Annotated in this window: 11 protein-coding genes; 4 read left to right on the top strand and 7 right to left on the bottom strand. The window is 67.1% G+C overall.

The genetic code is table 11. The features are described from left to right. Positions 1 to 97: 97 nt before the first annotated feature. From ccoP to ccoN, 4 genes are read right to left on the bottom strand one after another with little or no spacing between them, the layout of a single operon-like run. Positions 98 to 1,039: a cytochrome-c oxidase, cbb3-type subunit III gene (gene ccoP / locus IX761_RS24550; protein WP_194792091.1), complete on the bottom strand. Its 942-nt coding sequence runs from the start codon at positions 1,037 to 1,039 to the stop codon at positions 98 to 100. After that, positions 1,036 to 1,239, bottom strand: coding sequence for a cbb3-type cytochrome oxidase subunit 3 (locus IX761_RS24545; RefSeq protein ID WP_194792090.1), 204 nt, complete (start codon positions 1,237 to 1,239; stop codon positions 1,036 to 1,038). Before IX761_RS24545 ends, ccoP begins: the two co-directional genes overlap by 4 nt. Before the next feature lie 5 nt (positions 1,240 to 1,244). Further along, positions 1,245 to 1,853: a cytochrome-c oxidase, cbb3-type subunit II gene (gene ccoO / locus IX761_RS24540; RefSeq protein WP_194792089.1), complete on the bottom strand. Its 609-nt coding sequence runs from the start codon at positions 1,851 to 1,853 to the stop codon at positions 1,245 to 1,247. A gap of 13 nt (positions 1,854 to 1,866) precedes the next feature. Further along, positions 1,867 to 3,291, bottom strand: coding sequence for a cytochrome-c oxidase, cbb3-type subunit I (ccoN, locus tag IX761_RS24535; RefSeq protein ID WP_194792088.1), 1,425 nt, complete (start codon positions 3,289 to 3,291; stop codon positions 1,867 to 1,869). A 49-nt stretch (positions 3,292 to 3,340) separates the two neighbouring features. Between ccoN and IX761_RS24530 the strand changes: the two genes are divergently transcribed. Next, positions 3,341 to 4,033, top strand: coding sequence for an alpha/beta family hydrolase (locus IX761_RS24530; protein WP_323744608.1), 693 nt, complete (start codon positions 3,341 to 3,343; stop codon positions 4,031 to 4,033). Positions 4,034 to 4,103: 70 nt separating this feature from the next. Here the strand turns inward: IX761_RS24530 and IX761_RS24525 are convergent, their stop codons facing one another. Next, positions 4,104 to 4,388, bottom strand: a complete 285-nt coding sequence (locus IX761_RS24525) for a pyrimidine/purine nucleoside phosphorylase (protein ID WP_194792086.1) — start codon at positions 4,386 to 4,388, stop codon at positions 4,104 to 4,106. 73 nt (positions 4,389 to 4,461) lie between these two features. Next, entirely contained in the window at positions 4,462 to 5,013 is a 552-nt protein-coding gene (locus IX761_RS24520; protein WP_194792085.1) for an exonuclease domain-containing protein, read from the bottom strand. Positions 5,014 to 5,191: 178 nt separating this feature from the next. On the opposite strand from IX761_RS24520, the gene IX761_RS24515 reads away from it, so the two are divergent. Then, positions 5,192 to 5,989 (top strand): transporter substrate-binding domain-containing protein, encoded by a 798-nt coding sequence (locus tag IX761_RS24515; RefSeq protein WP_194792084.1) that lies wholly within the window; start codon positions 5,192 to 5,194, stop codon positions 5,987 to 5,989. A 64-nt stretch (positions 5,990 to 6,053) separates the two neighbouring features. Then, positions 6,054 to 7,067, top strand: coding sequence for a GNAT family N-acetyltransferase (locus IX761_RS24510; protein ID WP_194792083.1), 1,014 nt, complete (start codon positions 6,054 to 6,056; stop codon positions 7,065 to 7,067). 117 nt (positions 7,068 to 7,184) lie between these two features. Here the strand turns inward: IX761_RS24510 and IX761_RS24505 are convergent, their stop codons facing one another. Then, entirely contained in the window at positions 7,185 to 7,712 is a 528-nt protein-coding gene (locus IX761_RS24505) for an RNA polymerase factor sigma-70 (protein ID WP_194792082.1), read from the bottom strand. 323 nt (positions 7,713 to 8,035) lie between these two features. Here IX761_RS24505 and IX761_RS24500 point away from each other — a divergent pair, with 323 nt between their 5' ends. Further along, entirely contained in the window at positions 8,036 to 20,980 is a 12,945-nt protein-coding gene (locus IX761_RS24500) for a non-ribosomal peptide synthetase (protein WP_194792081.1), read from the top strand. Positions 20,981 to 20,982: the final 2 nt, after the last annotated feature.

Genomic DNA, 20,982 nt, shown 5'->3' with positions numbered 1-20,982 from the left:
GCTCGTGGGAGCGGGCTTGCCCCGCGATGGCGTCGGTAAACCCGACAATCCTGTCAGACCTGGCGCCATCGCGGGGCAGGCCCGCTCCCACGACGTGTTACTTGGCAGTCACTGTTTCAGCGGCCTGTTCCTGCGACAGGCTATACACATACGCCGCCAGCAGATGCACCTTGTCATTGCCCTGGATATCCTGCTGCGCCGGCATCTGGCCTTGGCGGCCATAGCGGATGGTCTGCTGCAACTGGGCGAAGCTCGAGCCGTAGATGAACGCTTGCGGGTGGTTCAGGTTCGGTGCGCCCATGGCTGGGGTACCCTTGCCCTCGGGGCCGTGGCAGGCCACGCAGTTGCTGGCGAAGATCTCCTTGCCCTTGACCGGGTCGGCCTTGGCGCCTTCCGGCAGGCTGCGGCCATCGAGGTTGGTGAGCACGTACGCGGCCACATCGGCCACGCCCTGCTCGCCGATCACCGTGGCCCAACCCGGCATGATGCCGTGGCGGCCGTTCATGATCGAAGCCTTGATGGTCTCCGGCTCGCCACCCCAGCGCCAGTCCTTGTCGGTCAGGTTGGGGAAGCCGTAGGAACCCTTGGCGTCGGAGCCGTGGCACACCGAGCAGTTCGAGGCGAACAACCGGCTGCCCATCTTCAGCGCCTGCGGATCCTTCGCCACTTCTTCCACCGGCATGGCGGCGTACTTGGCGAAGATCGGGCCGAACTTGGCGTCAGCCTTGTCCATCTCTTTCTGCCACTCGTCCACCTGGGTCCAGCCGTTCTGGTAGCCGGGCAGGATGCCCTTCCAGTTACCCAGGCCGGGGTAGAGGATCAGGTAGCCCACCGAGAACACCAGGGTGCCGACGAACAGCCAGAACCACCACTTGGGCAGCGGGTTGTCGTACTCCTCGATGCCATCGAAGCTGTGGCCCATGGTCTGGTCGGTGGTGTCGCTGCTCTGGCCCTTGCGGGTGCCGAGCAATAGCCAGGTCAGGCCGATCAGGCTGCCGATGGTCAGTACGCTGATGTAGGTACTCCAAAAGGTGGTCATTGCCCGTTACTCCTCACAACGGCAGTAATGACAGGTTCCTGCCCCGCGGGGGGCAGGCGGTCGTCGACGAAGGGCAGCAGGCGCGCTTCGGCGAAATCACGGTCGCGGCGACGGTTGAACACCCACAGCGACAGGCCGATGAAGGCGATCATCACCACCAGCGTGCCCAGGCCACGGATCATGCCGATATCCATTTCCATCGCACTCACCTCTTGTTCTTTATCGCGGTGCCAAGCACCTGCAGGTAGGCGACCAGCGCGTCCATCTCGGTCTTGCCCTTGACCGCGTCGCGGGCGCCGGCGATGTCCTCGTCGGTGTAGGGCACGCCCAGGGTGCGCAGGGTGCGCATCTTGGTGTCGGTGTGGCTGTTGTCGACCTGCGCGGCCACCAGCCACGGGTACGACGGCATCTTCGACTCCGGCACCACGTTGCGCGGGTTGTACAGGTGCGCGCGGTGCCAGTCATCGGAGTAGCGGCCACCCACACGGGCCAGGTCCGGGCCGGTGCGCTTGGAGCCCCACAGGAACGGGTGGTCCCACACGCTCTCGCCGGCCACCGAGTAGTGGCCGTAGCGCTCGGTCTCGGCGCGGAACGGCCGGACCATCTGCGAGTGGCAGCCCACGCAGCCTTCGCGGATGTAGATGTCGCGGCCTTCCAGTTGCAGCGCGGTGTAGGGTTTCATGCCTTCGACCGGCTTGTTGGTGACGTCCTGGAAGAACAGCGGGACGATTTGCGTCAGGCCGCCGATGCTGACGGCGAACACCATCAGCAGGGCCATCAGGCCTATGTTTTTCTCAACGACTTCATGGTTCATCAGGCTCTACTCCTCAAGCCAGCTGGGCGCTGACGGTGGCTTGCTCGGCGGCGGGGGCGCGCACGGTGCGCCAGGTGTTCCAGGCCATCAGGAACATGCCGCTGAGGAAGATCGCACCGCCGACGAAGCGCACGACGAAGCCGGGGTGGCTGGCCACCAGGGTTTCCACGAACGAGTAGGTGAGCGTGCCGTCGCTGTTGACCGCGCGCCACATCAGGCCCTGGGCGATGCCGTTGACCCACATCGAGGCGATGTACAGCACGGTGCCGATGGTCGCCAGCCAGAAGTGCGCGTTGATCAGCCCCAGGCTGTACATGCGCTCCTTGCCGAACACCTTGGGGATGGTGTGGTACAGCGCGCCGATCGAGATCATCGCCACCCAGCCGAGGGCGCCGGCGTGCACGTGGCCGATGGTCCAGTCGGTGTAGTGGGACAGGGCGTTGACGGTCTTAATGGCCATCATCGGGCCTTCGAAGGTGGACATCCCGTAGAACGCCAGGGACACCACCAGGAAGCGCAGGATCGGGTCGCTGCGCAGCTTATGCCAGGCCCCCGACAGGGTCATCATGCCGTTGATCATGCCGCCCCAGCTGGGGGCCAGCAGGATCAGCGACATGATCATGCCCAGCGACTGCGCCCAGTCCGGCAGCGCGGTGTAGTGCAGGTGGTGCGGGCCGGCCCAGATGTACAGGGTGATCAGCGCCCAGAAGTGCACGATCGACAGGCGATACGAATACACCGGGCGCTCGGCCTGCTTGGGCACGTAGTAGTACATCATCCCCAGGAAGCCGGCGGTGAGGAAGAAGCCCACGGCGTTGTGGCCGTACCACCACTGCACCATGGCGTCGGTAGCCCCGGCGTACACCGAGTACGACTTGGTCAGGCTGACCGGCAGCTCCAGGTTGTTGACGATGTGCAGGATCGCCACGGTGAGGATGAACGCGCCGAAGAACCAGTTGCCCACGTAGATGTGCTTGGTGTTGCGTTTCATCAGCGTGCCGAAGAACACCACGGCATAGGCGACCCAGACGATGGTGATCAGGATGTCGATCGGCCATTCCAGTTCGGCGTACTCTTTCGAGCTGGTGTAGCCCAGCGGCAGGCTAATCGCCGCCAGCAGGATCACCAGTTGCCAGCCCCAGAACGTGAACGCGGCCAGGCGCGGTGCGAACAGGGTGGTCTGGCAGGTGCGTTGCACCGAATAATACGAGGTGGCGAACAGGGCACAGCCGCCGAAGGCGAAGATCACCGCGTTGGTGTGCAAAGGTCGCAGGCGGCCGAAGCTGGTCCACGGCAGGTCAAGGTTGAGGGCGGGCCAGGCGAGCTGGGCGGCGATGAAGACGCCGAGCCCCATCCCGACGATGCCCCACACCACCGTCATGATGGCGAATTGGCGGACCACCTGATAGTTGTAGGCGGTACTGCTGGTTGTGTTCATGTATGGGTTCCCATCCACGGTTATAGGCAGGCTAGACAGCGAGGCAAGCATGATTAATGGGCAAAGTGCCTGTATTGACGGGGATCAATGGGCGAAGATCGCAAATGTCCCAGGCTTGCGCTGCGATCCTCCGCAAATGCCGCAGGATCGCAGCGTTTCCAGCTGCCTGATCCTGGCCCATGGCGCCGGCGCGCCGATGGACAGCGGGTTCATGGAGGACATGGCGCAAAGGCTGGCGGGGCAAGGGGTAGGGGTGGTGCGCTTCGAGTTCCCGTACATGGCCCAGCGGCGTGTGGATGGGGGCCGCCGGCCGCCCAATCCGCAGAAGGTGCTGCTCGAATGCTGGCGGGATGTATACAACCAAGTGCGACCTTTGGTCGCGGGGGTGTTGGCCGTCGGCGGCAAGTCCATGGGCGGGCGCATGGCCAGCCTGCTGGCCGATGAGCTGGGGGCCGATGCGCTGGTGTGCCTGGGGTATCCGTTCTATGCCGCGGGCAAGCCGGAGAAACCCCGCGTCGAGCACCTGGCCGGGCTGCGCACGCGCACGCTGATCGTGCAGGGGGAGCGCGATGCCCTGGGCAATCGGGAAGCGGTCGAGGGGTATGAACTATCGCCGGCGATCGAAGTGAGCTGGCTGGTGGCGGGGGATCATGACCTGAAGCCGCTGAAGGCCTCGGGGTTCAGCCATGAACAGCATTTGCAGGCGGCGGCAGAAAAGGTGGCGGGGTTCTTGCGGGATTGAAATCCCGCGGCAAGCCCGCTCTCACGTGGGAGCGGGCTTGCCCCGCGATAGGGGCGCCAGAGGCTAACGCTTAGTCGCGGTATTCGCACAGGTAAGCGGTATCAACGGCCACCTTCAGCTGGAACTTGCTGTCGGCCGGTACATTGAACTGGCTGCCCGCCTCGAACTTTTCCCAGTTGTCGCTGCCTGGCAGCTTGACGGTCAGGGCGCCGGACACCACGTGCATGATCTCGCGCTTGGCGGTGCCGAACTCGTATTCGCCCGGGGCCATCACGCCCACGGTGGCCGGGCCTTCCTTACCTTCGAAGGCGATCGACTTGACGGTGCCATCGAAGTACTCATTGACCTTGAACATGGGCGACTCCTGAAAAGGGGGATGAAAAAAGGGCTGGCCAGTATGCCCAAGGCCAACCCCTGCGTCATCTGTTTCAGGCACCGCTCGCCGGCAGGCTCGACGGCAGCAGCCGGGCGGTGTTGCGCGCGTCTTCCAGGGCCCGGTGCTGCTGCCCGCTGAACTGCAGCCCGGCCAGTTGCAGCGCGCTGTTGAGCCCGGCCGGGCGTTGCAGGTGGCGGGCCTTGGCGAAGCGCTGCTTGAGGTTGATGTGCGGCAGCTGCTCGAGCAGGCTGCGCTGGTGATGCAGGTGCCATTCCTGCAGCAGTTGCTTGCGGTCGTAGTCGCCCCAACTGACCCAGGCCTGCAACTGCGCCTGGTGATCGCCGAGCCAACGTTCGAACTGCCCCCACACCACCGCGAAGGTCTCGGCGCCGTCGACATCGGCCTGGCTGATGTGCGTCAGCTCACGACAGAACGGCGTCAGTTGCGGGCGCCGCTTGGGCCGCACGAAACGCTGGAAATGGTCGACCTCGCGCCCTTCGCGGGTCACCAGGCTCGCGCCGATTTCGATGATTTCCATCTCCGTGACCGGCCAGCCGCCGTCGTCGGTGGTAGCTTCCAGGTCGATCACCAACCAATGGCCCATGCCAGGCTCCCTATCAATGCACGATGGCCCACGGGTTCAGGCGCGGGTTGGTAGAGGTTAGCCAATGTCGCGGCCCGCGACATCCCCTGGCACTTTGGCATATCCGGCGGTTGTGCCGGCTTGGGAAAACGCCTAGCTTAAGCGCATCCAGGCCACCTCCCGTGACGAGTGTCTCGACTTGATCCCACTGCCCAGCCTCAAGCGTTCCTGTTCCGTGCTGCTGTTCGCCGCGTTGTCGCTGACGGCTGCCGCGCAGGCCGGCGAGGCGGTCGAAGTGAGGATCGGCGCGGCGCACTTCCCGCCCTACACCGTACGCCCCGAGCAGGGTGCCGACAGTGGTTTGCTGCCGCAGCTGGCCGAAGCGCTGAATCGCCTGCAACCGGGTTACCGCTTCATCCTGGTACCCACCTCGATCCCGCGCCGGTTCGGTGACTTCCAGCAAGGCCGCACCGACATGGCGATCTTCGAGAACCCGCAGTGGGGCTGGCAGGGGATAGCCCACCAGACCGTGGACATGGGGCTGGAAGACGCCGAGATCTTCGTCACGCGCCAGGGCGGGCGTGACCAGCATTATTTCGATGAGATGGACGGCAAGCGCCTGGCGTTGTTCAACGGTTATCACTACGCCTTCGCCGACTTCAACCCCGACCCCGCCTACCTGAAGAAACGCTACCGGGCGACCCTGACCTATTCCCACGACAGCAACCTGAACATGGTCGAGCGCGGGCGCGCCGACATCGCCCTGGTCACCCGCTCCTACCTCAGCGATTTTCTCAAGCGCAACCCCGACAGCAGCGGCCAGTTGCTGGCCTCGCAGCGGGTCGACCAGATCTACCACCACTACGCGCTGCTGCGTCCCGGTGCCCCCATCAGCCCCGAAGCGTTCGCCGGCCTGCTCCGCCAGCTGCGTGAGAACGGCGAGCTGCTGCGTATTTTCCAGCCCTACCAGATCACCGTAGAGGCACCACGCGACTAAATTCCACGGGCTGGGCCACGTTCTGAGCAGTGAGCCTTTCTTTCCTTTCCCGTGAGCCAAGACCATGCCGTTCGATGCCGCTTCGCCGCCCCAACATGCGCCACGCTGGCACAGCCTGCAGGCCGACGAGGGTGATTGCCGCCTGAGCCTGACCCTGGAAGGGCGCCCGCTGATCACGGTGCGCCTGGTGCCGGCCGACGTGCTGCAGGTGCACCTCGAGCACTGCTGCCCCGAGCGCCCCGAGCAAGCACTGTGGGCCGCCTGCTATTGGCTGTTGTCGCGCGACCCGGCCTGCCAGCGCTTGGCCTGGCAGCTGCCGCAGGCGCCATTGCGCGCGCTGGCCAGTGGCTTGCTGGTGGCCACCGAGCAACCCGGCCACTACCTGTGCGAGCGCACGCTGTTCTGGCAGTTGCCCCAGCCGTGGCTGGGCGATGCGATGGCCGACCTCTACCCCCAGCAGATGCAGATCAGCAACGGCAAGCGTCATCCACGCCGCGCGCCCAAGCCGCGTGGCGAAGTCTACCGCCGTTTCGACGCACGCCTGGGCAGCTGGGTATCGCTGCGCACCCTGGAAATCGAGCAGGACCTTGAGCGTTTCAACCGTTGGCAGAACAACCCACGGGTCGTGCAGTTCTGGCAGGAGGGTGGCTCGCTTGCGCAGCACCGCGAGTACCTGACCAAGCTTGAGCACGACCCCCACACCCTGACCCTGATCGGCTGCTTCGACGACCAGCCGTTCGCCTATTTCGAGGCGTACTGGGCCAAGGAAGATCGCATCGCGCCGTTCTACCCGGCCGACGACTACGACCGCGGCATCCACATGCTGGTGGGCGAAGAGACGCAGCGCGGCCCGCACAAAGTTGCCAGCTGGCTGTCGGCGCTGGTGCACTACCTGTTCCTCGACGACCCGCGCACCCAGCGCGTAGTGGCTGAGCCGCGCGCCGACAACGGCAAGATGATCGGTTACATGCAGGACCAGTGCTTCCACTGCGAAAAGGAATTCGACTTCCCGCACAAGCGCGCAGCGCTGATGATCCTGGGGCGCGAGCGGTTCTTCGATCGTTGCAAGCTGGTGTGATGCAGCAGGGGCCGCTTCGCGGCCCATCGCGGCACAAGGCCGCTCCTACAGAACAATGCAATTCCCTGTAGGAGCGGCCTTGTGCCGCGATGGGGCGCGAAGCGGCCCCTTGGAATGTCAAGCCTGGCGGCTGCTCTTGCGGCAATGAATCAAGGCATCACGGATCATGAAGTTGACCAGCGTCGGCGACACCCCCAGCTCCTTGGCGATGTCCTTCTGCGGCACACCATGCAGGCGGTACATCTCGAAGGCGTAACGGGTGCGCTGGGGCAGCTCGTTGAGCGCCTCGGCGATGTGCTCGAGGGTGGCCAGGTTGATGTGGGTGTGTTCCGGCGAGGCATTCTGGATCACCACGTTCAACCCTTCCTCCTCGCTGCCGGAGTATTTCAGCTCCATGGCCTGCTTGCGGTAGTGGTCGATGGCCAGGTTGCGCACGATCTGGAACAGGTAGCTGAGCTGGGCCTTGAACGACGAGGTGATCTGCGGCGCGGCGCTGAGCCGGAAGAAGGCATCCTGCACCACATCCTCGGCGCGGGAGCGGCAGCCGGTGATGCGCGCGGCGATCTTCACCAGGATGCTGCGGTTGTCGACGAATGCCTGGAGCAGTGGTGAATCGCACTTACTTGTGGACAGTTGTTCCGCCATGGAAATTTCACCTTGTCTCAGCTAGGAAAAGGAGCACACCCCTCGGGGAGGCTTCCTACGACGTGCGACAAACTATTCAGAATGATAATGATTGTCAAATACGAAAGTTAATGAGTTTTCATTCGCTTCGGTTCTAAGCCGAAAGCTGTGAAGTGCTTCAAACTGTCGCAGCCGCCCAGCGCCTGCGTCCGCCGTCCGATGGGGGCTAATTTCTTCCCCGGTCCATCCGTTCCCCTGTGTACATCCGGCTGCCGAGCGCTGCCCGCCATCGAGGCGCGGTACAGCCCAGGCACGACTCACCCAGACACTGGCAGGAACATTCCATGACGGACGCCTTCGAACTCCCGCACTCGCTGGTCCAGGCCCTGGCGCAACGCGCCGCGAGGACCCCGGAGCGCATCGCCTTGCGCTTTCTGGCCGACGCGCCCGGCGAGCAGGCCGTGCTCAGTTATCGGGACCTCGACCAGCGCGCCCGCACCATTGCCGCGGCGTTGCAGGCCCGTGCCGGTTTCGGTGACCGCGCCGTGCTGCTGTTCCCCAGTGGCCCGGACTACGTCGCGGCGTTCTTCGGCTGCCTGTATGCCGGGGTGATCGCGGTGCCGGCCTACCCGCCGGAGTCGGCGCGCCAGCATCACCAGGAGCGCCTGCTGTCGATCATCGACGACGCGCAGCCGCGCCTGCTGCTGACGGTAGGGGCACTGTGTGACAGCTTGCAGGGCCTGGAAGCGCTGGTCGGGGAAAATGCCCCGGTGCTGCTGGCCGTGGACGGTCTCGACCCGCAGTTGGCCGATCAATGGCAGGAACCTGCGCTGGCCAACGACGACATCGCCTTCCTGCAATACACCTCCGGCTCCACTGCGCTGCCCAAGGGCGTGCAGGTCAGCCACGGCAACCTGGTGGCCAACGAACAGTTGATCCGCCAGGGCTTTGGCATCGACCTGAACCCCGACGACGTGATCGTCAGCTGGCTGCCGCTGTACCACGACATGGGCCTGATCGGCGGCCTGCTGCAACCGATCTTCAGCGGCGTGCCCTGCGTGCTGATGTCCCCCGGCTACTTCCTCGCCCGGCCACTGCGCTGGCTGCAAGCGATCAGCGAGTACGGCGGCACCATCAGCGGCGGCCCCGACTTCGCCTACCGCCTGTGCAGCGAACGGGTCAGCGAGGCCGCGCTGGCCGGGCTCGACCTCAGCCGCTGGCGCGTGGCCTATTCCGGCTCTGAGCCGATCCGCCAGGACAGCCTCGACACCTTCGCGGAAAAATTCGCCAGCTGCGGCTTCCAACCGAGCAGCTTCTTCGCCAGCTACGGCCTGGCTGAGGCCACCCTGTTCGTCAGCGGCAGCCGCCGCGGCCAGGGCATCGGTGCACTGGAGCTGGATGCCGAAGCGTTTGCCGCCAACCGCGCCGAACCAGGCCAGGGCAGTGTGCTGATGAGCTGCGGCTACCCGCAGCCTGGCCATGCCGTGCGCATCGTCGAGCCGCAGCAGTTGCAGGTACTGGGCGACAACCACGTGGGCGAGATCTGGGCCGGCGGCCCGAGCATCGCCCTGGGCTACTGGCGCAACCCCGAGGCCAGTGCCCGCACCTTCGTCGAAATGGACGGCCAGACCTGGCTGCGCACCGGCGACCTGGGCTTCATGCGCGACGGCGAGGTGTTCGTCACCGGGCGGCTGAAGGACATGCTCATCGTCCGTGGCCAGAACCTCTACCCGCAGGACCTGGAGAAGACCCTGGAGCGCGAAGTGGATGTGCTGCGCAAGGGCCGGGTGGCAGTGTTCGCCGTCGACGACCAGGGCGAGGAGGGCATCGGCGTGGCGGTGGAGATCAGCCGCAACGTGCAGAAGGCGCACGCGCCAGACGCCTTGATCAACACCCTGCGCCGGGTCATCGCCGACGCCTGCCGCCAGGCTCCGGCGGCGGTGCTGCTGCTCAACCCGGGCGCCTTGCCCAAGACCTCCAGCGGCAAGTTGCAGCGCTCGGCCTGTCGCCTGCGCATGAACGACGGCAGCCTGGATTGCTATGCACGCTTCCCGAGCGTCGAAGCGCAGAAGAGTGAAGGCGTGGCAGGCAGCGACGTGCAAGCACGCATCGCCGGCATCTGGCGCGAGCTGCTCAAGGTCGAGGCCGTGGCAGCGGATGATCACTTCCTGCTGCTGGGCGGCAATTCCATCGCCGCCACCCAGGTCACTGCGCGCCTGAGCGATGAGTTGGGTGTGCAACTGAGCCTGCGCACCCTGTTCGAAGCGCCGACCCTGGCCGAATACAGCGCCGCAGTGGCAGCCATCGTCGCCCAAGGTGGCGACGCCGCCGGCAGCATCGCCAGCCAAGGCCGCGACCAGGCCCTGCCGCAGTCGCTGGCGCAGAACCGCCTGTGGCTGCTGTGGCAGTTGGAGCCTGCGTCCGCCGCCTACAACATCCCCGCTGGCCTGCACCTGCGCGGCGAGCTGGACCAGGCCGCGCTGGAGGCCAGCTTCCAGGCCCTGGTGGCCCGCCACGAATCCCTGCGCACGCTGTTCGACGAGGTCGATGGCCAGGCGGTGCAGCGCATCCTGCCGAGCCTGCCGTTCAGCCTCCAGCACTGCGACCTCGAAGGGCTGGAGCCGGCCGAGGTGGCCGCGCGCCGCGAAGACGAGGCGCAGCGCCCGTTCGACCTGCGCCAGGGCCCGCTGCTGAGGGTGACCCTGGCCCGCCTGGACGATGAAGAGCACCAGTTGTGGGTGACCCTGCACCACATCGTCGCCGACGGTTGGTCGCTGAACATCCTGCTCGATGAATTCGCCCGCCTGTATGCCGCGCAGGGGCAACTGCAACTGCCCGAACTGCCACTGGGCTACGCCGACTACGGCACCTGGCAGCGCCAGTGGCTGGCCGACGGCGAGAGCGCCCGCCAGCTCGCGTACTGGAAGGACAAGCTGGGCGATGAACTGCCGGTGCTCGACCTGTGCACCGACCAGCCCCGCGCCAGCCAACAGCACAGCCGGGCCGCGCGCCACAGCGTGAAAGTACCGGCCAAGCTGGCCGGCGCCCTGGGCGACCTGGCCCGCGACCAGCAGGCCAGCCTGTTCATGGTCCTGCTGGCCGGCTGGCAGGCGCTGCTGCACCGCTACACCGGCCAGGGCGATATCCGCGTCGGCGTGCCCAACGCCAACCGCCCGCGCCTGGAAACCCAGGGCATGGTCGGTTTCTTCATCAACACCCAGGTGCTGCGCGGCGAACTCGACGGCCGCCTGCCGTTCGCCCAGTTGCTGACCCAGGTGCGCCAGGCCACCCTCGACGCCCAGGCCCACCAGGACCTGCCGTTCGAACAATTGGTCGAGGCACTGCCCCAGGCCCGCGAGCAGGGCCTGTTCCAGGTCATGTTCAACCACCAGCAGCGCGACCTCTCGGCCCTGCGCCGCCTGCCCGGCCTGCTCGCCGAAGAGCTGCCCTGGCACAGCCGCGAAGCCAAGTTCGACCTGCAACTGCACAGCGAGCAAGACCACCAGGGCCGCCTGAGCCTGGCCTTCGACTATGCCGCCGGGCTGTTCGAAGCCAGCACCGTCAAGCGCCTGGCCGGCCACCTGCTGGCCCTGTTGGAGCAAGTTTGCGCCCAGCCGCAACTGGCCCTGGGCGAAGTGCGCCTGCTCGATGAGCAAGGCCGTGCGCAGCTGCTGGCCTGGGGCCAGGCCCCAGCACCGCAACCCCAGCAGTTGCTGGTCGAGCAGCTCAACCAACAGGCGCGCCTGACCCCCGAACGCACCGCGCTGGTGTGGGATGGCGGCCAGCTCGACTACGCCGAACTGCACCAGCAAGCCAACCGCCTGGCCCACTACCTGCGCGACAAGGGCGTCGGCCCGGACACCTGCGTGGCCATCGCCCTCGAGCGTTCGCCGCAGCTGCTGGTCGGCCTGCTGGCCATCCTCAAGGCCGGCGGTGCCTACGTGCCGCTGGACCTCGACTACCCGGCCGAGCGCCTGGCCTACATGCTCGAAGACTGCAAGGCCGGGCTGCTGCTCAGCCACAGCAGCCAGCTCGGCAGCCTGCCGCAGGTCGACGGCGTCAGCGCCATCGCCCTCGACCAGCTGCACCTGGACAGCTGGCCAAGCCAGGCCCCCGGCCTGCACCTGCATGGCGACAACCTCGCCTATGTGATCTACACCTCCGGCTCCACCGGCCAGCCCAAGGGCGTGGGCAACACCCACGCAGCCCTGGCCGAGCGCTTGCAGTGGATGCAGGCCAGCTACGCGCTGGACGACACTGACGTGCTGATGCAAAAGGCCCCGATCAGTTTCGACGTGTCGGTGTGGGAGTGCTTCTGGCCGCTGATCACCGGCTGCAAGCTGGTGCTGGCCGGCCCCGGCGAGCACCGCGACCCGCAGCGCATCGCCCAGCTGATCCAACAGCACCAGGTGACCACGCTGCACTTCGTGCCGCCACTGCTGCAGGTGTTCGTGCAGGAGCCGCTGGCGGCCGGCTGCACCAGCCTGCGCCGGCTGTTCTCCGGTGGCGAGGCGCTGAGTGCGGCCCTGCGCGACCGCGCGCTGCAATTGCTGCCGCAGGTGCAACTGCACAACCGCTATGGCCCGACCGAAACTGCGATCAACGTCACCCACTGGCACTGCCAGGTTAGCGACGGTGAGCGCTCGCCGATCGGCCGCCCGCTGGGCAACGTGCTGTGCCGGGTGCTGGACGACGAATTCGAATTGACCGCCCCGGGCGTACCGGGCGAGTTGTGCCTGGGTGGCGCGGGCCTGGCCCGTGGCTACCTGGGCCGCCCGGGCCTGACCGCCGAACGCTTCGTGCCGCAGCCCGATGGTGACGGTGCGCGCCTGTACCGCAGCGGTGACCGTGCCCGCTGGCATGTGCGCAGCGAGTCGCTGGACTACCTCGGTCGCCTCGACCAACAGGTGAAGGTGCGCGGTTTCCGCGTCGAGCCGGAAGAAGTGCAGGCCGTGCTGCTGGCCCAGCCAGGCGTCGAGCAGGCGCTGGTGCTGATCCACAAGGACGCCGTCGGCGCCCAGCTGGTCGGCTACTACAGCGGTATCGAACAGACCACCGGCTTGCTCGCCGCCCTGGCCGAGCGCCTGCCGGCCTACATGGTGCCGGCGCAACTGATCCACCTGGCACAGATGCCAATTGGCCCCAGCGGCAAGGTGGACCGCAAGGCCCTGCCGGCGCCGGTCTGGCAGCAGCGTGAACACGTCGCGCCGCAGACCGAACTGCAGCAGCAAGTGGCGGCGATCTGGCGCGAAGTGCTGAACCTGCCGCAGGTCGGCCTGCACGACGACTTCTTCGCCCTCGGGGGCCACTCGTTGCTAGCCACCCAGATCGTCTCGCGCAGCCGCCAGGCGCTGGATGTCGAACTGCCGCTCAAGGCCCTGTTCGAGGCCAGCGAGCTGGGCGCCTTCTGCGCCGAGATTGCCCGCCTGCGCGACAGCGGCGAGCGCAACCTGCAAGGCAGCATCGCCCGCGTCGACCGCCGCCAGGCGGTGCCGCTGTCGTACTCGCAGCAACGCATGTGGTTCCTCTGGCAGATGGAACCGGACAGCCCGGCCTACAACGTCGGCGGCATGGCGCGGTTCAAGGGTGTGCTGCATGTGGACGCCTTCGAGCGTGCCTTGCAGGCGCTGATCGTGCGCCACGAAACCCTGCGCACCACCTTCCCCAGCATCGACGGCAAGCCCTACCAGTGCGTGGCCAACGACAGCCACCTGCAACTGCACTGGCATGACTTCAGCGCGCTGGCCGAAGCACCCCGTCAGCAACGCCTGCAACAGCTGGCCGACGACCAGGCGCATCAGCCGTTCGACCTGGAGCGCGGGCCGCTGCTGCGCGCCTGCCTGGTCAAGGCTGGCGAGCGCGAGCACTACTTCGTGCTGACCCTGCACCACATCGTCACCGAAGGCTGGGCCATGGACATCTTCGCCCGCGAGCTGGGCGAGCTGTACGAAGCCTTCGTCGATGAACGCGAATCGCCACTGGCACCGTTGCCGGTGCAGTACCTCGACTACAGCGTCTGGCAGCGCCAGTGGCTGGAAGGCGGCGAAGGCGCGCGCCAACTGGCCTACTGGAAAGCCCGCCTGGGCGACGAGCACCCGGTGCTGGCCTTGCCCGCCGACCGCCCGCGCCCGGCAGTGCAAAGCCACCGCGGCGAGCTGTACCGCTTCGACCTGGACCCGGCGCTGGTCAAGCGCGTGCACGCCTTCAACGGCCAGCGCGGCCTGACGATGTTCATGACCATGACCGCCACCCTGGCCGCCTTGCTGCACCGCTACAGCGGCCAGCGCGACCTGCGCATCGGCGCGCCGGTGGCCAACCGTATCCGCCCGGAAAGCGAAGGGCTGATCGGCGCCTTCCTCAACACCCAGGTACTGCGCTGCGAAGTGGATGGGCAGATGAGCGCCAGTGCGCTGCTCGACCAGGTGCGGACCGCCATCATCGACGGCCAGTCGCACCAGGACCTGCCGTTCGACCAGCTGGTCGAAGCGTTGCAACCGCCGCGTTCCAGCGCCTACAACCCGCTGTTCCAGGTGATGTGCAACGTGCAGCGCTGGGCCTTCCAGCAAAGCCGTGAACTGGTGGGCATGCAGGTGGACTACCTGGTCAACGATGCCAGCGCCACCAAGTTCGACCTGTACCTGGAGGTCACCGACCTTGATGGCCGCCTGGGCTGCTGCTTCACCTACAGCCGCGACCTGTTCGACGAGCCGCGCATCGCGCGCATGGCCGAGCACTGGCAGCAGCTGCTGGTGGCGCTGCTGGACAACCCCGCGCAGCGCCTGTGCGAACTGCCGATGTTGGCCGAGGCCGAGCAGCAGGTGCTGGTCGGCCAGTTGCAGGGGCAGCAGGACTTCGAGCTGACCCACACGCTGCACAGCCTGTTCGCCGCCCAGGCCGAACGCACCCCTGACGCATTGGCGCTGACCTTCGCAGGCAGCCACCTGAGCTACGCCGAGCTTGACCAGCAGGCCAACCGCCTGGCCCGCGCCCTGCGCGAGCGCGGTGTCGGCCCGCAGGTACGGGTGGGCCTGGCGCTGGAGCGTTCGCTGGAGATGGTGGTGGGCCTCTTGGCCATCCTCAAGGCCGGTGGCGCCTATGTGCCGCTGGACCCGGAATACCCACTCGACCGCCTGCGCTACATGATCGAGGACAGCCGCCTGGGCCTGCTGATCGGCCAGCGCGCCTTGCTCGACACCCTGGGCGCGTTGCCCGCCGGGGTGGCCAGCTGGTGCCTGGAGGATGATGCCGCGCGCTTGTCGGCCTACAGCGACGCGCCGCTGGACAACCTCAACCTGCCGCAGCACCAGGCCTACCTGATCTACACCTCCGGCTCCACCGGCAAGCCCAAGGGCGTGGTGGTCAGCCATGGTGAGATCGCCATGCACTGCCAGGCGGTGATCGCCGAGTTCGGCATGCGCAGCGACGACTGCGAGCTGCACTTCTATTCGATCAACTTCGACGCTGCCAGCGAGCGCCTGCTGACGCCGCTGCTGTGCGGCGCCCGCGTGGTGCTGCGTGCCCAGGGCCAATGGGGCGCTGAAGAGATCTGCCAGTTGGTGCGCGAGCAGCAGGTGAGCATCCTTGGCTTCACCCCAAGCTACGGCAGCCAGCTGGCCCAGTACCTGGCCGGGCAGGGCGAGCAGTTGCCGGTGCGCCTGGTGATCACCGGCGGCGAAGCGCTGACTGGCGAACACCTGCAACGCATCCGCCAGGCCTTCACCCCGCAGCAGTTCTTCAATGCCTACGGCCCCACCGAAACCGTGGTGATGCCACTGGCCTGCCTGGCCCCGGACGAGATGCCCAGCGACGCCGGCAGCGTGCCGATCGGCCGGGTGATCGGCGCCCGCACCGCGTACATCCTCGACGAGGACCTGGCCCTGCTGCCGCAGGGCGGTATTGGTGAGCTGTACGTCGGTGGTGCTGGCCTGGCCCAGGGTTACCACGACCGCCCGGGCCTGAGCGCCGAGCGCTTCGTCGCCGACCCGTTCAGCCATGACGGTGGCCGCCTGTACCGCACCGGCGACCTGGTGCGCCTGCGTGCCGACGGCCTGGTGGAATACGTCGGCCGCGCCGACCAGCAGGTGAAGATCCGCGGTTTCCGCATCGAGCTGGGCGAGATCGAGAGCCGCCTGCAAGAGCACGCCGATGTCGATGAGGCCGTGGTCCTGGCCCTCGACCTGCCAGGCGGCAAGCAGCTGGTGGGTTACCTGGTGTGCCAGCAGGCCGGCGCCGACAGCGAGGCCCAGGCCGCGCTGCGCGAAGCGGTCAAGGCCGACGCCCGCCTGCACCTGCCCGACTACATGGTGCCGGCACACCTGGTGCTGCTCGATAGCCTGCCGCTGATGGGCAATGGCAAGCTCGACCGCCGCGCCTTGCCCGCACCGGACCTGGAGCAGGCGCGCCAGCATTACCAGGCCCCGGCCAACGAACTTGAGACGCAACTGGCGCAGGTTTGGCGCGAGGTGCTCAACGTTTCGCGCATCGGTGTGCAGGACAACTTCTTCGAACTGGGCGGCGACTCGATCCTGTCGATCCAGGTAGTCAGCCGCGCCCGCCAGCTGGGCTTGCAGTTCACCCCGCGCGACCTGTTCCAGCACCAGACCATCCAGACCCTGGCCGCGGTGGTTACCCGCAGTGCAGCACCGAGCGACATCGAGCAGGGCCCGCGCCAGGGGCGCAGCGGCCTGACGCCGATCCAGCACTGGTTCTTCGACAGCGAAGTGCCGCAGCCCCAGCACTGGAACCAGGCCGTGTTGCTCGAAGCACGCCAGCCACTGAACGCCGAACAGCTGGAGCAGGCCCTGACCGCGCTGGTCGCCCACCACGACAGCCTGCGCCTGCGTTTCAGCCAGGCCAACGGCCGCTGGCAGGGCGAGTACGCCCAGCCACTGGCCCAGCCGCTGCTGTGGACCGCCACCGTCACGGACTTCGATGATTGCCAGGCGCTCTATACCGATGTGCAGCGCAGTCTTGACCTCGCCGAGGGGCCGCTATTGCGTGCCTTGCTGGTGACTGACGGGCAGGGCGCCCAGCGCCTGCTGCTGGCGATCCACCACCTGGTGGTCGACGGCGTGTCCTGGCGCGTGCTGCTCGAAGACCTGCAGGCGCTGTACCGTGGACAGCAACTGGCGGCCAAGACCCACGCCATGGGCGACTGGGCCGCGCGCCTGGCCAGCTATGCCGGCAGCGACTCGCTGCGCGACGAGCTGGGCTGGTGGGAAAACCAGCTGGGCAACGCCCGCCACGAACTGCCCTGCGATCACCCGCAAGGCGGCAACCTGAACCGTCATGCCCAGAGCCTGGCCATCGAGCTGGATGTGGAACAGACCCGCCAGCTGCTGCAACAGGCCCCGGCGGCTTACCACACCCAGGTCAACGACCTGCTGCTGACCGCCCTGGCGCGCACCCTGTGCCGCTGGACCGGCGACCAGCAGGTGCTGGTGCAACTGGAAGGCCACGGTCGCGACGGCCTGTTCGAGGACATGGACCTGACCCGCAGCGTCGGCTGGTTCACCAACGCCTACCCGCTGAGCCTGAGCCCACAAGCCGGCGAAGACGACGTTTCCCGCGCCGCATCGATCAAGTGCATCAAGGAGCAGCTGCGCCAGGTGCCGCACAAGGGCCAGGGTTACGGCGTGCTGCGCTACCTGGCCGATGACGCCGGCCGCGAACGCATGGCGGCCCTGCCGCAGGCGCGCATCACCTTCAACTACCTGGGCCAGTTCGACCAGCAGTTCGACCAGGCCGCGCTGTTCCAGCCGCTGGATGCCCCGGCGGGCCTGGCCCATGACCTGGACGCGCCGCTGCCGAACTGGCTCAGCGTCGACGGCCAGGTGTATGGCGGCGCCCTGCAACTGCGTTGGAGCTTCAGCACCGAGCGCTACGACCAGGCGACCATCGCCGCCCTGGCCGACGCCTACCGCCAGGAGCTGCTGGCGCTGGTCGCGCACTGCCTGGCGGACGGCAACGGCAGCTTCACGCCGTCGGACTTCCCGCTGGCGCAGCTGACCCAGGAGCAGATCGACACGCTGCCGGTACCGGCCGCCGAGATCGAGGACGTCTACCCGCTGACGCCGATGCAGGAAGGCCTGCTGCTGCACACCCTGCTGGAGCCGGGCACCGGCCTGTACTACATGCAGGACCGCTACCGCATCAACAGCGCCCTGGACCCAGAGCGCTTCGCCCAGGCCTGGCAGGCCGTGGTCGCCCGCCACGAGGCACTGCGTGCCTCGTTCAGCTGGAACGCCGGCGAAGCGATGCTGCAGATCATCCACAAGGCAGGTAAAACGCCGGTGGACTACCAGGACTGGCGCGGCCTCGACGAAGCCGCCCAGGAAGAACGTCTGCAAACCCTGCACATGCAGGAGCGCGAAGCCGGCTTCGAGTTGCTGCGCGAGGCGCCGTTCCACCTGCGCCTGGTGCGCGTGGCCGATGAGCGCTACTGGTTCATGATGAGCAACCACCACATCCTCATCGATGCCTGGTGCCGCTCGCTGTTGATGAACGACTTCTTCGAGCTGTACCAGGCCCTGGGCGAAGGCCGCCAGGCCCAGCTGCCGGTGCCGCCGCGCTACCGCGACTACATCGGCTGGCTGCAACGCCAGGACATGAACGAGGCGCGTCAGTGGTGGCAGGCCAACCTGGCCGGTTTCGAGCGGGCCACGGCGATCCCCAGCGACCGTCCGCTGCGCCATGACCACGCCGGCGACGGCATGGTGGTGGGCGATTGCTACACCCGCCTGGAGGTCGCCGAAGGTGCCCGCCTGCGCGAGCTGGCCCAGGCCCATCAGTTGACCGTCAACACCTTCGCCCAGGCGGCCTGGGCCCTGACCCTGGCCCGCTACAGCGGCGAACGCGACGTGGTGTTCGGCGTCACCGTGGCCGGGCGCCCGGTGAGCCTGCCGCAGATGCAGCGCACCGTCGGCTTGTTCATCAACAGCATCGCCCTGCGCGTGCAGTTGCCGCAGCCGGGCGAGCGCAGCAGCGTGCGCCAGTGGCTGCAAGGGTTGCTGGACGGCAATATGCAGCTGCGCGAATACGAGTACCTGCCGCTGGTGGCGATCCAGGAATGCAGCGAGCTGCCCAAGGGCCAGCCGTTGTTCGACAGCCTGTTCGTGTTCGAGAACGCCCCGGTGGAAACCGCGGTGCTCGACCATGCCCAGCACCTGAACGCCAGCTCCGACTCGGGCCGCACCCACACCAACTTCCCGCTGACCGCGGTGTGCTACCCGGGCGATGACCTTGGCCTGCACCTGTCGTTCGACCAGCGCTACTTCGACTTCCCTACCGTCGAGCGCCTGCTGGCCGAATTCAAGCGCCTGCTGCTGGCGTTGGTGGAAGGCTTCGAAGGCGAGGTGGCCGAGCTGCCATTGCTGGGCGCCGACGAGCAGCGTTTCCTGCTCGACGACTGCAACCGCACCGAGCACGCCTATGCCCTGGAGCAGAGCTACGTCGAGCTGTTCGAGGCGCGTGTCGCCGCGCACCCGCAGCGCACCGTGGCCCGTTGCCTGGAGGCGTCGTTCGACTACGCCGGGCTGAACCTGGCGGCCAACCGCCTGGGCCATGCCCTGGTCGCGGCCGGGGTGGCCATCGACCAACCGGTGGCGCTGCTGGCCGAACGTGGCCTGGCATTGCTGGGCATGATCGTCGGCAGCTTCAAGGCCGGTGCCGGCTACCTGCCACTGGACCCGGGCCTGCCGTCGGCACGCCTGCAACGCATCGTCGAGCTGAGCCGCACCCCGGTGCTGGTGTGCAGCGCGGCCTGTGCCGAACAGGCGCGCCAGTTGCTCGATGAAGTGGCCGGTGCGGTGCGGCCGAAGCTGCTGGTGTGGGAAGAGGTGCAGGCGAGCAACGTGGCCAGCCACAACCTGGGAATCTACAGCGCGCCGGACAACCTCGCCTACGTGATCTACACCTCCGGCTCCACCGGCCTGCCCAAGGGTGTGATGGTCGAGCAGCGCGGCATGCTCAACAACCAGCTGAGCAAAGTGCCGTACCTGGCGCTGGACGAGCACGACGTGATCGCCCAGACCGCCTCGCAGAGCTTCGACATCTCGGTATGGCAGTTCCTCGCCGCGCCGCTGTTCGGCGCCACGGTCGAGATCGTGCCGAATGCCATCGCCCATGATCCGCAAGGGTTGCTGGCCCATGTGCAGGCCACCGGCATCACCGTGCTGGAAAGCGTGCCGTCGCTGATCCAGGGCATGCTGGCCAACGACCACCAGGCGCTGGACGGCCTGCGCTGGATGCTGCCGACCGGCGAGGCGATGCCGCCGGAGCTGGCCGCGCAATGGTTGCAGCGTTACCCGCAGATCGGCCTGGTCAACGCCTACGGCCCGGCGGAGTGCTCGGACGACGTGGCGTTCTTCCGCGTCGATGAAGCCTCCACCCGTGGCAGCTACCTGCCGATCGGCACGCCGACCGACAACAACCGCCTGTACCTGCTCGGTGAGGACCAGGCCCTGGTGCCGCTGGGCGCGGTGGGTGAGCTGTGCGTGGCCGGTACCGGTGTCGGCCGTGGCTATGTCGGCGACCCGGTGCGCACGGCGCAAGCCTTCATCCCGCATCCGTTCGGAGCGCCGGGCGAGCGCCTGTACCGCACGGGTGACCTGGCCCGCCGTCGCCCGGATGGCGTGCTGGAGTACGTCGGCCGTATCGACCACCAGGTGAAGATCCGTGGCTACCGCATCGAGCTGGGCGAGATCGAGGCACGCCTGCACGAACAACCCGAGTTGCGCGATGCGGCGGTGGGGGTGCAGGAAGGCGTCAACGGCAAGCACCTGGTCGGCTACCTGGTGGCGCACCAGGGGGTGAACGCCGATGCCACCCTGCTCGACCAGCTCAAGCAGCGCCTGCGCGCCGAACTGCCGGAGTACATGGTGCCGCTGCACTGGGGCTGGTTCGACAGCCTGCCGCACAACGCCAACGGCAAGCTCGACCGCAAGGCGCTGCCGGCCATCGACATCGGTGGCCAGCACAGCCAGGCCTACCTGGCGCCACGCAACGAGCTTGAAGAAACCCTGGCCGGGATCTGGGCCGATGTGCTCAAGGCCGAGCGGGTGGGGGTACGCGACAACTTCTTCGAGCTGGGCGGGCATTCGTTGCTGGCCACCCAGATCGCCTCGCGGGTGCAGAAGGCGTTGTCGCTCAACGTGCCGCTGCGGGCGATGTTCGAATGCAGCACGGTGGAGGAGCTGGCGGAGTATGTACAGGGGCTGCAAGGCAGCGCGCTGGATGACGACAAGGTCGATCGCTTGAGCGACCTGATGGCGGAGCTCGAAGCGCTGTAGTA

The sequence above is a fragment of the Pseudomonas sp. UFMG81 genome (assembly GCF_015354575.1).
Lineage (GTDB): Bacteria > Pseudomonadota > Gammaproteobacteria > Pseudomonadales > Pseudomonadaceae > Aquipseudomonas.
The sequence above is the reverse complement of the archived record's forward strand: the minus strand, read 5'-3'. Positions and strand labels throughout refer to the sequence as shown.

Bases quoted from the DNA above. Each gene is read 5' to 3' on its own strand.
- ccoP (WP_194792091.1), bottom strand. From the start codon at position 1,039: ATGACCACCTTTTGGAGTACCTACATCAGCGTACTGACCATCGGCAGC.
- IX761_RS24545 (WP_194792090.1), bottom strand. From the start codon at position 1,239: ATGGAAATGGATATCGGCATGATCCGTGGCCTGGGCACGCTGGTGGTG.
- ccoO (WP_194792089.1), bottom strand. From the start codon at position 1,853: ATGAACCATGAAGTCGTTGAGAAAAACATAGGCCTGATGGCCCTGCTG.
- ccoN (WP_194792088.1), bottom strand. From the start codon at position 3,291: ATGAACACAACCAGCAGTACCGCCTACAACTATCAGGTGGTCCGCCAA.
- IX761_RS24530 (WP_323744608.1), top strand. From the start codon at position 3,341: ATGATTAATGGGCAAAGTGCCTGTATTGACGGGGATCAATGGGCGAAG.
- IX761_RS24525 (WP_194792086.1), bottom strand. From the start codon at position 4,388: ATGTTCAAGGTCAATGAGTACTTCGATGGCACCGTCAAGTCGATCGCC.
- IX761_RS24520 (WP_194792085.1), bottom strand. From the start codon at position 5,013: ATGGGCCATTGGTTGGTGATCGACCTGGAAGCTACCACCGACGACGGC.
- IX761_RS24510 (WP_194792083.1), top strand. From the start codon at position 6,054: ATGCCGTTCGATGCCGCTTCGCCGCCCCAACATGCGCCACGCTGGCAC.
- IX761_RS24505 (WP_194792082.1), bottom strand. From the start codon at position 7,712: ATGGCGGAACAACTGTCCACAAGTAAGTGCGATTCACCACTGCTCCAG.
- IX761_RS24500 (WP_194792081.1), top strand. From the start codon at position 8,036: ATGACGGACGCCTTCGAACTCCCGCACTCGCTGGTCCAGGCCCTGGCG.